Source organism: Corynebacterium sp. p3-SID1056 (assembly GCF_025152525.1).
In the GTDB taxonomy this organism is placed as follows: domain Bacteria; phylum Actinomycetota; class Actinomycetes; order Mycobacteriales; family Mycobacteriaceae; genus Corynebacterium.
On the sequence record NZ_JALXXL010000017.1, the window covers coordinates 1 to 14,274 of the forward strand.

At 63.8% G+C, this 14,274-nt stretch carries 10 protein-coding genes; 9 read left to right on the top strand and 1 reads right to left on the bottom strand.

What is annotated here, in order from left to right:
- Positions 1 to 120: 120 nt before the first annotated feature.
- The 4 genes from M3G14_RS11340 (at position 121) to M3G14_RS11355 (ending at position 7,634) form a co-directional block, all read left to right on the top strand.
- On the top strand, positions 121 to 1,023 hold the full coding sequence (locus M3G14_RS11340; protein ID WP_259926643.1) for a class C sortase: 903 nt from the start codon (positions 121 to 123) through the stop codon (positions 1,021 to 1,023).
- A 6-nt stretch (positions 1,024 to 1,029) separates the two neighbouring features.
- A complete protein-coding gene (locus M3G14_RS11345) occupies positions 1,030 to 1,932 on the top strand; it encodes a SpaA isopeptide-forming pilin-related protein (protein WP_259926644.1) in 903 nt (300 codons plus the stop codon).
- A 14-nt stretch (positions 1,933 to 1,946) separates the two neighbouring features.
- Entirely contained in the window at positions 1,947 to 5,585 is a 3,639-nt protein-coding gene (locus M3G14_RS11350; RefSeq protein WP_259926645.1) for a DUF6923 family protein, read from the top strand.
- A gap of 282 nt (positions 5,586 to 5,867) precedes the next feature.
- Positions 5,868 to 7,634 carry a hypothetical protein gene (locus M3G14_RS11355; protein WP_259926646.1) on the top strand — a complete coding sequence of 589 codons (1,767 nt, stop codon included), beginning with the start codon at positions 5,868 to 5,870 and terminating at the stop codon, positions 7,632 to 7,634.
- Between the two features lie 240 nt (positions 7,635 to 7,874).
- On the opposite strand, the gene M3G14_RS11360 is transcribed toward M3G14_RS11355, so the two are convergent.
- Positions 7,875 to 8,351: an inorganic diphosphatase gene (locus tag M3G14_RS11360; protein WP_038592479.1), complete on the bottom strand. Its 477-nt coding sequence runs from the start codon at positions 8,349 to 8,351 to the stop codon at positions 7,875 to 7,877.
- Positions 8,352 to 8,414: 63 nt separating this feature from the next.
- On the opposite strand from M3G14_RS11360, the gene dacB reads away from it, so the two are divergent.
- The 5 genes from dacB to folE all read left to right on the top strand — a co-directional run bounded on the left by dacB (position 8,415) and on the right by folE (position 14,273).
- Positions 8,415 to 9,686: a D-alanyl-D-alanine carboxypeptidase/D-alanyl-D-alanine-endopeptidase gene (dacB, locus tag M3G14_RS11365; protein WP_259926647.1), complete on the top strand. Its 1,272-nt coding sequence runs from the start codon at positions 8,415 to 8,417 to the stop codon at positions 9,684 to 9,686.
- Between the two features lie 3 nt (positions 9,687 to 9,689).
- Positions 9,690 to 10,595, top strand: a complete 906-nt coding sequence (gene tilS / locus M3G14_RS11370) for a tRNA lysidine(34) synthetase TilS (RefSeq protein ID WP_259926648.1) — start codon at positions 9,690 to 9,692, stop codon at positions 10,593 to 10,595.
- Between the two features lie 90 nt (positions 10,596 to 10,685).
- The gene (hpt, locus tag M3G14_RS11375) at positions 10,686 to 11,279 is read left to right on the top strand and encodes a hypoxanthine phosphoribosyltransferase (protein WP_259926663.1); all 594 of its coding nucleotides are present in this window, start codon (positions 10,686 to 10,688) and stop codon (positions 11,277 to 11,279) included.
- 44 nt (positions 11,280 to 11,323) lie between these two features.
- A complete protein-coding gene (ftsH, locus tag M3G14_RS11380) occupies positions 11,324 to 13,711 on the top strand; it encodes an ATP-dependent zinc metalloprotease FtsH (protein WP_259926649.1) in 2,388 nt (795 codons plus the stop codon).
- Entirely contained in the window at positions 13,701 to 14,273 is a 573-nt protein-coding gene (gene folE / locus M3G14_RS11385; RefSeq protein ID WP_070790665.1) for a GTP cyclohydrolase I FolE, read from the top strand. Before ftsH ends, folE begins: the two co-directional genes overlap by 11 nt.
- The last annotated feature ends 1 nt before the right edge of the window (position 14,274 follow it).

Here is a 14,274-nt window from a genome sequence, read left to right on the forward strand (position 1 = left end):
GCCGACTACAGGTGATGTCTGACAGCAGTATCACCACCCACGCCTTACGGCGGGAAGGCGTAAAACTCCCGCCCCAGTTTTTGTTCCCCGCCCTCAGGCCGACACAGGAAGGATCGCGCAGTGAGCACAGCTGTGGAAAGCAAGCACCGCCAAAAGCCGGCGCAGAAGTCGTTTTTCCAGCGCATCGCGCTGCCGGTCATCATTATCCTCGCCGGGTTGATGGTGCTCATGTACCCGGTTGTCGCCACCCAGTGGAACAACCGCGTTCAGGAGCAGGTGGCGAAGCAGTACGAGGAGGACCTCGTCGAGGCTCCGCCAGAGCAGATCAACCAGGCGCTTGAAGCGGCCAAGGAATACAACCGCTCGCACACGGACGGCCCGATCCTTGACCCGTGGCTCGCCCGCATTTCTGAGGACAACCTTGATTACCAGGAGTACGAGCGCCACCTGGAGGGCGTCTCCGCGATGTCGCAGCTGGCCATCCCAGCTATCGACGTCCGCCTCCCCGTCTTCCACGGCACGCGCGACGAGACGCTGCAGAAGGGCCTTGGCCACCTCTACGGCTCCGCGCTGCCCACTGGTGGTGAGGGCTTCCACTCCGTAATCACGGGGCACACCGGCCTGACCAACGCCACGCTTTTCGACGACCTCGTGGACGTTGAAGTCGGCGACGCCATCTACCTCTCCACCTTCGGCGAGCGGATGAAGTACGAGGTTTACGACATCGAGGTCGTCCTGCCTGAGGAGACCGACAGTCTCCGCGCCGAGGAAGGCCGCGACCTGCTCACGCTGATCACCTGCACGCCGTACGGCATTAACACGCACCGCCTTCTCGTCCACGCGGAGCGCGTCCCAATGGATCCGGACGAGGCGAGCGTGCTCGATGAATCCACCAGCACCGTGCAGTGGTGGATGTGGGCGCTCGGGCTGTTGGCGCTGTTGATTCTCCTCGGCTTGGCCTGGTGGATTTGGCGCGAGAAGCAGAAAAACGATCGCGCGGGCGCTTCGAACGAGGAGGTTTAAGTCCTAGTGCGCACACTCAAATACTTCGCGGCTGCTGGTGCGGTGTCGGTGGTTCTTGCCGGCGCGTCGCTGCCCGCTGTCGCAGCCGACCGCGTCATCAGCGGCAACGACCGCGACATCGCGGCGGAGAGCGTCGACGTCAACGAGCCGATCTCGCTGATGGTCCGCAAGGCCCCGACCAATCCCTTCGACGATATTCCGGCAGGCCAGAAGCCGCCGGCCGTCGCCGGCGCGAAGTTCACGCTGTCCAAGGTGCGTGGTGTCGACATCACCACGACAGAGGGGCGCAGTGCGGCCAGGAACATGTCGCTTGCCGACGCCCGCGCCACCGGCCTCGACACCATCTCCACCCTCACCACCGGCGAAGATGGCCAAGTGCAGTTCATGGACCTGCAGCCCGGTCTGTACCTGCTCGAGGAGTCGGCCCCAGATTCCAACTACGATTACCGGCTCTCTAACCCGAAGCTGATTATCCTGCCGCTGGCCAACGCGACGGGTGACCGCTTCAAGTACGACAACGTGATCGTGACCAAGCCGGGCAACAACCGCCCGGGTGGCTCGACCTCTCCGACGACGCCCACCATCACTGTGACCACGACACCGACGGTACCCCCGGCAACACCGAAGACACCTTCGGAACCGGGGGAGCGAACCCGCACGGTGACCTCGTCAACGGAGAAGACCACAACTGACCGCACGACGGCAACGACCACCGGTCTCACTACTGCCCCCGGCGGTGGCAGCAACGGTGGTAACAACAACGGTGGTAGCAACCCGGGTGGCGGCAGCAACAACCGTGGAGGCGGATTGGCCTCCACAGGCGCGAACGTCCTTTGGGCAGCAGGGCTGGGCCTGGCTTTGGTCCTGCTCGGCGTGATCCTGGCAACGCGTAGGAAGGCAGAAGACTAATGAGGAGTACATCGATGCGTCACACCACCGCGCGCGCTCGCGTGGTACGCCCTGTTCGTGCGCTGCTGGCGGCTGTGCTTGTCATGGCGATTGGCACCGCCCCGGCCGGCGTGGCTGAGCCGACCGTGGCCCCGTCTGCCGAAGACTCCGTTGCGGCGGAGCAGCTTGACGACGCCAGCCTCGGCACCGCTACCGTCGACGCTGAACCGCAAGAATCCATTGCGTCGGAGACCACCGCAACGCACACGAGTCCTATCGCACCGCTGGTGCCGGACGTGCTCACGCAGGACGGCGTGACCGTCGAACGCAAGGGCGACGTGGATACCGTGCACGTCCACGACTCCGAGGGTGAGCTGTGGCAGTGGGGCTGGAAAGCCTCCGAGGAAAACATTTTCGCGCTGACCCGCAAGGGCGAAGTCTCCGAGGTGCTTTCCGTGACGGCCGACGGCCGCGAGCTGGACCGGAACAAGTTCGGCTGGGTCAACACTGAAGACGGTGCCTTCATTGGCTTTGACTTGAACGCGCTGCACACGATCCCGCCGGTCGATGTAACCATCGAGATCAAGGCTGACACCAAGGGTGACTACGCAATCGCCGAGAGTGAGGACATCCCGACCTCGCAGGAGTTTGCCCAGACCGGCTACGACCCGAAGGAAGAGCTCGACCTCGAGGTCGAGGCGCAGCTGCGTGCCGCGCCTCCGGGGGATATCTGGAAGCTTCCCGGTTGGCAGGACCAGGAACTCACCGTGTCAGCTCCGACAATGACGAACGTGAATAACAACCCGGAGTTGAAGTTCACGGTCAATGAATCGGGAACCTGGCAGATGACCAGATTCGCCGTGAAGAAGGACCAGAATTCGTCGAATACCAAGGCGATTACAGGTCCTGTGCGCATTCGCGTCGTCCGCGACGGAAAGGCGGTAGAGGATCGGACATTGTCCAACCTTACCGAATACAGTTGGGGCGACAACGGCGCGCCGAACTATGTGTCCAACAACAAGGAGTTTCAGCTGGCGCCGAACACGACTGATCTTTTCTTCCAGGCTGGCGACACGATTATCTTGAACCCGGTCGGCCCGCCGAATGGCACGTACACCGTCCAACTCTGGGGACAGCTGAAAAGCAACGAGCCCGCGCTTACCGGTGTCCAGACGAACGGAAACTGGAAGCAGGTCACCTCGACGCCGACAGGTGGAGAAATCGTTTCTCCGCAGCACTCGCTTGCGCTCTCCTTCAAGAAGACTCCGAGGTACATTCTCCAGGATGACTTCAAGCTTGGTGGAGCGGAGGGCGCTTCAGTCCAGAAAGTGACCTATTGGTACGAACAACCCGGAGTTTCTCTCAATGCGGCGAATCAGAAGTATGAAACGGACCTTAAAAACCAGGAGTTCTGGTTTGCTATTGACGGGATCGTAGATACACACACGATGAGACCGACGGGGAAAATTCTCCCGTGGAACGAGGTAGTCGCCCCAACAGATCCCGGTGGACCGATTGGTTGGGAGTACAGGCTTAAGGGATTCGATGACCTGTACGTCCGGATCACTACTCCTCAGGCCCTCAACACAACGGATCCTGCCAAGAATCCTCTCGTCATCGAGTTCGTTAACGGCAATGGCGTCCCAGTGTTTGTGGACATTCCTGCGAATGCCCAAACGCACTTGCGTTATGCCACGGTTTCGAGCAAACAATTTGTGCCCGATCCGAAGAAGGCGCGAATCGACGTTTATGGCTACCCCAATGCGGAAGAAAGCACTGATGAGGGGCCCGAGATCACTCCGCCACTCAACCCGAGTGACCCGGGAGCCGACGCCGGTAAAGTGTGTGCCGCTCAGGGTGGCACGGTGTGGGTTGCACGTTCGGCCCACAGCAACCCGAACCACACGTTCAATGAACGAAACACGACCGACCTGTTCACACAGGAATATGGGTCGACCGAGTTTAAGCCCGTAGGTACGACGTCAAACTGGGTGTACAACGCTCTTGCGCATAATCCAAAGGACGGATATCTGTATGCGATCAGCCAGGGACGTGTAAAAACTATTCGCTCCACGGCCAATGATGGCTCGTCGGACCAAGGCGTGACGTATGACGAAGACCCTCGCTACCCTGCAGGGCATCTGTTGCGTATCAATCCACTCAACGGTGTCGTGAAGGACATGGGCAAAATTGAAGGAATCCAGTCCAAGACACCGGGGCACTGGCCAAACGATTTGTGGGGTGGTATCACGTCCGGTGTTATTCGTGCCGACGGCAAGTACGTATTCTCAAACTCTTCGGATTCCGGTACGAAGGATATCTACGTCCTAAACTGGAACGCGACGAACAAGACCTACAAACTGACCGCAACACGGAAGAACGCTTGGCGGGCACAGGCTAACGACTACACCTACGTCGGCGACGGCTCAGGAAACTGGGTGTACGGCATTCGAAATGGTTCTTCGACCCTGGAACGTGTAAATATTGAAACGGGTGCGGTGCAGACCTTTGACCTGTCGACTGTGAGGGATCCGCTCGGGCGGAGCTTCACAAGCGGCATCTACGGCACCGCCTGGACATACGGCAACGGCAACCTCGGGTTCGGCCGTAATGGTCAGCAAAAGGGCTACCAGATCAGGATCATCGATGGAGGATCGCAGGGCTTCCGGGCGGAGATCGTTGCCGAAGTGCCGATGCCCAACTCGCAGTCGAACGACGCAGCATCAAACGCCATTGTGTCTTCCCGCACCGATTTGCAGGCGACAAAGAAGCGCCTTGAGGTTGAAAAGGACGGCACTGTGACTTGGGAGGTCACAGTTGAAAACCTTGGCCCCTGTGGGTCGACTGGTTTCACACTTAACGACTTGGTGCCGAACGACTACCAGGACATTCGCGTGCTTGACGCTAAGTCCGATGCTGCGCCCGGTTGGATTGGCCAGAAAGAAAACTGGGTCAACGGGAACCAGGTATTGGCTATCCACGGCCCGTTGGCTGCAAAAGATAAGGCAACCGTAACGATTCAGGCGAAGCTCAAGCAGCCGTTGCCCGGCGGTTCCGAAGGGAAGTGCGGAGCAGGACCGGCGACCCCGCCGAACAAGGTTACGATTCTTGGCAACGATGGCGATGATAACCCCGGAAATAACACGGATGTGCCGGACGAACAGAGTGGTGGGTCGGAGGACTGCGGGATCAAGTTTAACTTGATCAAGGTCGAGGCTAATGGGCAGAAGACGCCGTTGACCGGTGCGAAGTTTGCAATCCACGCTGTGCAGCCCGACGGCTCTTTGGGAGAGCTCTTGACGGCAATGGATCAAACAAACGCAGAAGGGTACTTCACAGCCGAGCTGGAACCTGGGCAGGATTACTTCCTGGTGGAAACGCAATCGCCTGCGGGATACAGCCTGCTGACTGCGCCAGTGAAATTCAGGCTTAATGGCCCTTCTGCTGGACAACAGAATGCATCGGTTGAGGTAGCCGCCGGAGGCGCCGCGGTCAATCTCCTTGCTGTCCACGAGAAGCAGTCACCGTCGGAGGTGTACGTGGAACTCGCCAACGTACGCCAAGGCAATCTGCCCAAGACGGGCGGGCACGGTGTACAGGTGCCGCTTGCGGTGAGCAGTATCCTGATCCTCCTCGGAGCCGCGCTCGGCAGGCACCGGACGATGCAGGCGTAGGAGCCGTCACACAGCCATATGCCTAGAAAGCGACGCAGGTACCGCCGTGACCTGCGTCGCTTTCGTCTTTTCGCGAATAGCTAATGGCGATTCAAACCTGTATTCTTTCTAAGAGTCAAGTGAGTTATCTCTTACGAAAAGGTTGTTTGTCTCACCGTGTTTCCCCGTAAACTTCTTGCCACCGCGTGCGCCGTTGCCCTCGGCGCTGGCTCGCTGTTAGTTAGTGCACCGTCTGCGGATGCGTACGAAGGGGAGATTAAAAACCCACGGGATGCACGTTGCATGACCGCAATCAGAGAGGTGAAGCAGGGGAAGGAAATTACCGACGTCAACCGGTACTTTTTCGGCCCTCACCACAGCAATATCCGCGGAAACACGCTGAAGCTTTACAACACCACTCCCTACGGCTCGCACCTGAAGGAAGCTATGGATGCGTGGATCGACGCTACCGGGGGACTGCTCCGCGTCGAGTACGTTGACCACCGCGACCCAGAAGCAGTGACGGTGGAGCTTGGGCCAATCGGCGGTACGGTAGCTGGCCGTCAGAAGGGAATGCCCGGGAATAACCCGCGCGTCATCCTCAACGAATCGCTGTATTACAACCCGGCAAGCATTCACCACGCGAGCATGGTGATGACGCTTGCTCACGAGGTGGGGCATGCAATGGGGCTTGCGCACTCGTGCGTCGACACGCTGATGAAGAGCGGTTCGACCGGAGGAAAGTTTGCGACTTTACCGACGAAGTTCGACGCCCAGGTTCTCATCCAGACCCACCCGGATCTGCGGCGCCTGAACGGCCAGCCGATGCCGACCGCCACGCAGGAACCGGAGCCTGAGCCGACGCCCGACCCGACCACCGAGCCGTCGACTGAACCGGAACCAGAGCCCACGCCGGAACCGACGACCGAGTTCACGCCGACGCCGGAACCGGAGCCGACGACCGAGACATCCGTCGAGCCCACGCCGGAGCCATCACCGGAACCGGAACCAGAGCCGACACCAGAACCGACCACCGAGACGTCCGCTGAACCAACGCCGGAAGCGACGCCGACGCGGCAGGAGCAGACGACGGTGGCGTCGTCGTCGACAAGCGAGCGCCCCCGCGTAACAACGAGTGCGGCGCCGACCTCGATTACCGTGCCGAAGCCAGAGACGCTTGCGGAAGCGAAGCAGGCGGTCGCTGAGTACTCGCGGAAGCACCGCAACGCCGTGATTATCGATGACCAAGCGCTTGCCGACGTCTACGAGGCCGCCCTCCGCGAAGCCCTCGCAAACAAAGCCACATTGGAGCGGAAACTGGCCGCGCCGACTACGACGGCGGCCAGCACCACCTCGCGGGCCTCCACGACGACGACCGCGGTGTCGTCGACGACGATGCCAACGACGCGGGCTACCACGACCAAGGCGCAGCCGACGGTCTCCACGACTTCGCGACTGACCACGCGCACCAGCCGCCCGGCACCGACAACCACAACGCAGGCCGTGACGGAGACGACCTCTACCGCAACGACGGCGACCTCGCGGGCAACCGTGACGTCTGTATCTGAGTCCGCGCCGGCCACGACGACTTCGCAGAAGCCTGCGGAGCGCTCGACGCCGGTAACGACGCGCTCGACTTCGTCTGCGGCCGAGGTGTCGACGTCGCTTAGGACGTCGACGACGCTCACCCCGGTCGACGTGGAGGAGCCGACGCAGACCGAGCCCAGCATGCCGTGGACGACCCGCAGCGCAGCACCCGCCGAGACCACCACGGTGACGACGACGCCGTCCAGCACCACCGCAGCCCCGGTTGAGACAGAGACCGAGACGACCACCGCCGAGGCTTCTTCCGCAACGGCGACGGAGGTGACCGCTACCTTCGAGACGACTACGGAAGCTCCTGGTCAGGACGAAGTGTCCGACAGCGCAACTGGGTCGGCCGAAGGCTCCAGCTCGGGTATTATCGCCGCGATCGTGATCCCGCTGTTGCTCGCACTCATCGGCATCCTCGGAGCCGGCTGGGCCTGGGCCGGTGACATGATCCCGGGCGTTCCGGCACCGAACTTCTAAGCGCGCCCCAGCGCCGAAAAACCAGGATGGTAACCAGTAGATGGTGATCAACCGAGTAACGGCTCCCGGGCACGCGGCTGCTACTCGGCCGATTACCATCCTTACGTTCCCATCCTCTGGTTACCATCCTCGGGTCCGCAACGTGCTCCCCAAAACCGCCCCTGCAACGTAACCCCCACAAACAGCAAAGGCCCGGGCCGCCAAAAACCGGCAAGCCCGGGCCAACCCCCAACAGAAGCCCTACTTCTTGTACGCCTCGATCGCGTCCTGCAGGATCTTCTCGGCCTCAGCCTTGTTGCCCCAGCCGGAGCCGGAAACTTCCTTGTTCGGCTCGAGGTCCTTGTAGTGCACGAAGAAGTGCTCGATTTCGTCCTTGAGGAACTGGGAGACGTCGTCGATGTCCTGGTAGTGCTCGTAGCGGACGTCGTCGATGACGCAGAGCAGCTTGTCGTCGCCGCCGGCCTCGTCGGTCATCTTGAAGACGCCGAGCGGGCGCGCCTTGACGGTCACACCGGGGAAGACGGGCTCGGGGAGGATGACCAGTGCGTCGAGCGGGTCGCCGTCGTCGGCAAGCGTGTGCTCGATGTAGCCGTAGTCAGCGGGGTAGGCCATCGGGGTGAACAGGTAGCGGTCGAGGTAGACGCGGCCGGTTTCGTGGTCGAGCTCGTACTTGTTGCGCGAGCCCTTAGGGATTTCGATGATGACCTCGGTAGCCATGTGTTGCTCCTTCTAATCGTTGTGGTTCGGCTCCCCATCATACGTGGGCTAGTGTTGGTGCCGATGAAAGTATGGTCTTGGGTAGTTGGCGCGCTTGCGCTGGCAGCGGTCGGCACCGCGGCGGGCTTCGGCATCGCGGCGCAGCGTGAGTTGGCGTCGCTGGAGCACGCCCCGGCGTATTCGCTCACCGCCCCGCCGCCGCTGCTCGCGCCCGCGCAGGGCAGTGACATCGACGAGCAATTGCTTATCGACGCCCTCACGCCCGCCGCTTCCAACCCCGACCTCGGCACCTTCCACGCCCGGATTTCCTCCGTCAACACGGGCGAGGTCGTCCTGGACCGCAACGCGGACGTGCCGCTGCGGCCCGCGTCGGTGACCAAGGTCCTGACCGCAGCTGCGGCTCTGTACCAGCTGGGCCCGGAGGACACGCTGCCGACTGCGGTGGTGCGCGGTGCGGAGCCGGGCGAGGTGACCATCCTGGCAGGCGGCGACGTGTGGCTGGACGCAGACGCCCTGGACGACTTGGCGGCGCAGATGCAGGGGGAAGAAGTCTCCTCGGTCACCATCGATACCTCGCTCTGGGAGGGTTTTACCGAGTTCCCCGAGACCTGGGACCCGGAAAACATTGACGCAGGGTACGTGGCGCCTCTGCAGCCGGCGATGCTTTCCGGCGGCCGCATGGATGGCAATACGGAGGGGGACGTGCCGCGCTCCCATACGCCGGCGCTCGAGGTGGCGCAGGCGCTGGCGAACCGCCTCGGCGCGGAGCACGCCGCGGTCGCGGACGGGCCTTCCCCGGCAGACGCGCAGGTGCTCGCGTCGGTGGAGTCGCCGACGCTGACCGAGCGGATGCGGGTGATGATGCGTAACTCGGACAACGTCTACGCCGAGGCCATCGGCCGCGAGGTGGCGCTCGCGCGCGGCACCACGGATGCGCCGCAGGCGGTACTCGACACGCTCGCCGAGCACGGCCTGGATCTCAGCGGCACCGAGCTGGCCGACTGCAGCGGCTTGTCCGATACCAACCGGATCGCGCCCGCCCTCCTCGACACCGTCCTGATGCAGGCTGCGACCGAGGTGCCGCTGCGCGACCTGCTGGACACCCTGCCCGTCGCCGCTGGCGAGGGCACGCTGGAAACCCGCTACGAGGATCTCCCCGGCCGCGGCTGGGTGCGCGCGAAGACCGGCACGCTCGACGAGACCTCCGCGCTCGCCGGCACGGTGACCAGCGAGGCGGGCAACGTCTATACTTTCGCCTTCATCTCCAACGACTCCTCCATCCTTGAGGCCCGCCGCGGGATGGACGAGCTCGCCTCGATCCTGCGCGACTTCTAAACAATGGCAACGCAGCCCTTTTGGCCCCGCACCTGCCCGCGCTTCCTCGCTTGCCGACGCGCCGTGCGCGCACACCGCACCGACGCAGAAGTCACCATCGGGCTTTCCGGCGGACCGGACTCCCTCGCGCTCGTGGCCGCGGCGGCAGCGGAGCAGCAACCAGCCCGCGCGGTGGTCGTCGACCACGGGTTGCAGCCCGGCTCCGCGGACGTCGCCAGGCGTGCCGCCGAGCAGGCCCGCGCGCTCGGCATCTCTGCCGAAGTTGTCACGGTAGACGTCGACAAAAGCGACAACCTCGAGGCCGCAGCCCGGCAGGCCCGCTACGCCGCACTCTTCGCTTCCGACACCGAAGTCTGGGTGGCACACACCGCCGACGACCAGGCCGAGACCCTGCTGCTGGGTGCCCTGCGCGGCAACCCCGCCGGCATGGAAGCGCGCGCCGGGCGGCTCGTCCGCCCCTTCCTCCACCTACGCCGCGCGGACACCGTCGGTGCCTGCGCCGAGCTCGGCCTCGCCACCTGGGAGGATCCGATGAACCGGGACCCGGCGTACCGACGCGTCGCCATGCGCACCCAGATCATCCCGGCGCTTACCCAGCTGCTGGGCGGCGACGCCGTCCCCGCGCTCGCGCGCACCGCCGACCGGATCGCGCAAAGCAACGCCGCCATCCGCGAGCTCGCCAGACCCACCGGCACCATGCGCTGCGAGGAGCTCGCAGCGCTGCCCGCGGTGCTGCGCCGCTCCCGGATCCACGCCTGGCTGGTCGACAAGGACATTCACCCCAACGGCGCCCAACTCGACGCCATCGAGCGGCTGGTCACCCACTGGCACGGACAGGTCGGCGTCGATATGGCGCGCGGCGTGCGTGTGCGCCGCGTCGACGGCGAGCTCGAACTTACTGACCGATGACCTGGGCCTTGTTGTCGCGCAAGGTGAGTAGGTGGCAGTATGAAGGAGTTGTAAGCCAACAGGAGATGGAAGGGCCCAACAATGACCGAGCTGCACACCGAAAAGGATTTCAACGTCCCCGCCAACCGCTACGGCGATGACGTGGAGGCCATCCTCCTGACCGAGGAGGCGTTGCAGGACCGCATCCAGGAGCTGGCCGACATGATCTCGGAGAAGTACAAGGATGCGGAGCAGGACCTCATCCTGGTGTGCGTGCTCAAAGGCGCGGTCTTCTTCCTCACGGATTTCGCCCGCAAGCTTTCCATCCCGGCGGAGATGGAGTTCATGGCTGTCTCCTCGTACGGCAACTCCACCACCAGCTCCGGCGTGGTCCGCATTCTCAAGGACTTGGACAAGGAGATCGCCGACCGCGACGTGCTCGTGGTCGAAGACATCATCGACTCGGGCCTGACCCTGTCCTGGCTGCTGAAGAACCTGCGCGGCCGCGGCCCAAAGAGCCTCGAGGTGATCACGCTGTTGCGTAAGCCGGAGGTGCAGACCGCGCAGATTGATCTGCTCGACGTCGGCTTCGACATCCCGAACGAGTTCGTGATCGGCTACGGCCTGGACTACGCGGAGCGCTACCGCGACCTGCCGTACGTCGGCACGCTGCACCCGCGCGTGTACTCGGACGAGGATGCGTAACCCGGGCAATTTTCTAGTGAGAACAGGCTAAACCTAAAAACTGTATGACTAAGAACAAGAATGTGTTGCGGTGGGGCATTTTCGCCGCCGTCGCGCTCGTCCTGCTCTACGTGCTCACCCTCTTTGGCGATGACACCCGCAATTACCAGCAGGTCGATACTTCCGTCGCTATCCAGCAGCTTCACGACGGCAACGCGAAGGACGTCCAGATCGACGACCGCGAGCAGCGCGTCCGCATTGAACTGCGCGAGCCGATCACCGTGGAGGAGCGCGAGGGCGTCGAGGCGGTGTCCGCGCAATACCCGGCGCGTACCACCCCGGAGATTTTCGCCGCCGTGCGCGAGTCCGGGGCGGACACCTACAAGACGAACGTGACGCAGGAGTCCTTCCTGCTGTCCATGCTTGGTTTCATGCTGCCGATGATCATCGTCTTCGGTCTGATCTTCTACCTGATGTACCGGATGCAGGCCGGCGGTGGCATGTTCGGCATCGGCGGCTCCAAGGCGAAGCAGCTGACCAAGGACAACCCGACCAATACCTTCGAGGACGTCGCGGGCGCGGATGAGGCCGTCGACGAGCTGCAGGAGGTCGTCGACTTCCTCATGGAGCCGGGCATCTACGAAAAGCTCGGCGCGAAGATCCCCCGCGGCGTGCTGCTCTACGGCCCGCCCGGTACCGGTAAGACGCTGATCGCGCGCGCGGTGGCGGGCGAGGCCGGCGTGCCCTTTTACTCCATTTCGGGTTCCGACTTCGTGGAGATGTTCGTCGGCGTGGGTGCCTCGCGTGTGCGCGACCTGTTCAAGCAGGCCCGCGAGAACAGCCCCTGCATCATCTTTGTCGACGAGATCGACGCCGTCGGCCGCCAGCGCGGCTCGGGTATGGGCGGCGGCCACGACGAGCGTGAGCAGACGCTGAACCAGCTGCTGGTGGAGATGGACGGCTTCGGCGACCGCGAGGGCGTCATCCTCATCGCGGCGACCAACCGCCCGGACATCCTGGATCCGGCGCTGCTGCGCCCGGGCCGTTTCGACCGCCAGATCCCGGTGACCAACCCGGACCTGGCCGGCCGCGAGCAGATCCTCAAGGTGCACGCGAAGGGCAAGCCCTTGGCCAAGGACGTCTCGCTGGAAGCGCTGGCCAAGCGCACGGCCGGCATGTCCGGCGCGGACCTGGCCAACGTACTCAACGAGGCCGCGCTGCTTACCGCGCGCATCGGCGGCAACGTGATCACCCCGGACGCGCTGGAGGAGGCGACCGACCGCGTGATTGGCGGCCCGCGCCGCTCCACCAAGATCATCTCCGAGCACGAGAAGAAGGTCACCGCTTACCACGAGGGCGGGCACACGCTCGCCGCCTGGGCGCTCAAAGACATCGAGCGCGTCTACAAGGTCACCATCCTCGCCCGCGGCCGCACCGGCGGCTTCGCCATGACCGCCGACGAGGACGACAAGGGCATGTACAACCGCGATGAGCTCTTCGCCCGCATGGTCTTCGCCATGGGCGGACGCAGCGCGGAGGAGCTCGTCTTCGGCGCGCCCACGACCGGCGCCTCCAACGACATCGAGCAGGCCACGAAGATCGCGCGCGCGATGGTCACCGAGTACGGCATGACCTCCGCGCTCGGCGCGGTCAAGTACGGCCAGGAACAGGGCGATCCCTTCTCCGGTCGCGGTGCCGGCGGCTCGCTCGAGTATTCGCCAGCGGTGGCCGCCAAGATCGACGAGGAGATGCAATCGCTTCTCGACGCCGCGCATACCGTCGCCTACTCCACCCTGGAGAAGTACCGCGACCAGCTCGACGCTCTGGCCTCCAAACTCCTGGAGAAGGAAACGCTGCGCCGCCCGGACCTCGAGGAACTCTTCGACGGCATCGAGCCGGTCCGCCCCGAGCTGCCCGCCCACGACATCCGCTTCGGCCAGCAGCCGGGCCGCGAGCCGGTGAAGACGCCGGTGGAGCTTGCGAAGGAACGCGGCGAGGAGCCGCCGAAGCCCTTCTCGCTTCTCGACGCCTCCCGCGCCGCACGTGAGCGCCGCCAGCGGGAGCGCGACGCCCGCGACAAGGGCCCCAAGCGCACAGGCAACGGCTCCACCGCGTGGACCCCGCCCCAGGGCGGCTCACGCCCGACCTACGGTGGGCCGACCCCGCCGCCGGGCTGGACCTACCCGGGCGCAAGCGACGCGGACGCAGAGGAGCCCAAGCCGCAGCAGCACCCTGGCATGCGCAACTACGCGCCCCAGCCAGAAAAGCCAGAAAAGCCAGAGAAGCCGGAGCAGCCAGAACAGACCGAGGAGATCGGCTTCCGCCTGCCGGAAAACGAGCGCCCCACCGACTCCTACTACCGCCCGTCCGAGGACACGACCCGCAGGCTGCCGCGTCACCGGAAAGAGGACGGCGAAACCAGCAACGCAGAGGACACCAACAATGACCAATAAGTTCGACCAGGCGCGCGCCGAGGCCGCGGTACGTGAGCTGCTCATTGCGGTGGGCGAGGACCCGGACCGCGAAGGCTTGAAGGAAACGCCAGCGCGCGTGGCGCGTGCCTACGAGGAAGTCTTCGCCGGGCTGCACACCGATCCCACCGAGGTCCTGGAGAAAACGTTCGCGGAGAACCACCAGGAGCTCGTCCTCGTCCACGACATCCCGATCTACTCCACCTGCGAGCATCACCTCGTGCCCTTCTACGGCAAGGCGCACGTGGGCTACATCCCGGGCAAAGACGGCAAGGTCACTGGCCTGTCTAAGCTGGCCCGCCTGGCCGATTTGTACGCGAAGCGGCCGCAGGTCCAAGAGCGGTTGACGGGGCAGGTGGCTGACGCGATCGTCGAGAAGCTGGGGGCATCCGCGGTGATCGTGGTGGTTGAGTGCGAGCACCTGTGCATGGCGATGCGAGGGATCCGTAAACCCGGCGCGATCACGACTACCTCGGCGGTGCGCGGCGGCTTTCAGAAGAACGCGGCCTCGCGCGCCGAGGTCTTGAGCCTAATCAGGAGGTAAG

Bases quoted from the DNA above. Each gene is read 5' to 3' on its own strand.
- M3G14_RS11350 (WP_259926645.1), top strand. From the start codon at position 1,947: ATGCGTCACACCACCGCGCGCGCTCGCGTGGTACGCCCTGTTCGTGCG.
- M3G14_RS11360 (WP_038592479.1), bottom strand. From the start codon at position 8,351: ATGGCTACCGAGGTCATCATCGAAATCCCTAAGGGCTCGCGCAACAAG.
- folE (WP_070790665.1), top strand. From the start codon at position 13,701: ATGACCAATAAGTTCGACCAGGCGCGCGCCGAGGCCGCGGTACGTGAG.
- dacB (WP_259926647.1), top strand. From the start codon at position 8,415: ATGAAAGTATGGTCTTGGGTAGTTGGCGCGCTTGCGCTGGCAGCGGTC.
- tilS (WP_259926648.1), top strand. From the start codon at position 9,690: ATGGCAACGCAGCCCTTTTGGCCCCGCACCTGCCCGCGCTTCCTCGCT.
- M3G14_RS11355 (WP_259926646.1), top strand. From the start codon at position 5,868: ATGACCGCAATCAGAGAGGTGAAGCAGGGGAAGGAAATTACCGACGTC.
- ftsH (WP_259926649.1), top strand. From the start codon at position 11,324: ATGACTAAGAACAAGAATGTGTTGCGGTGGGGCATTTTCGCCGCCGTC.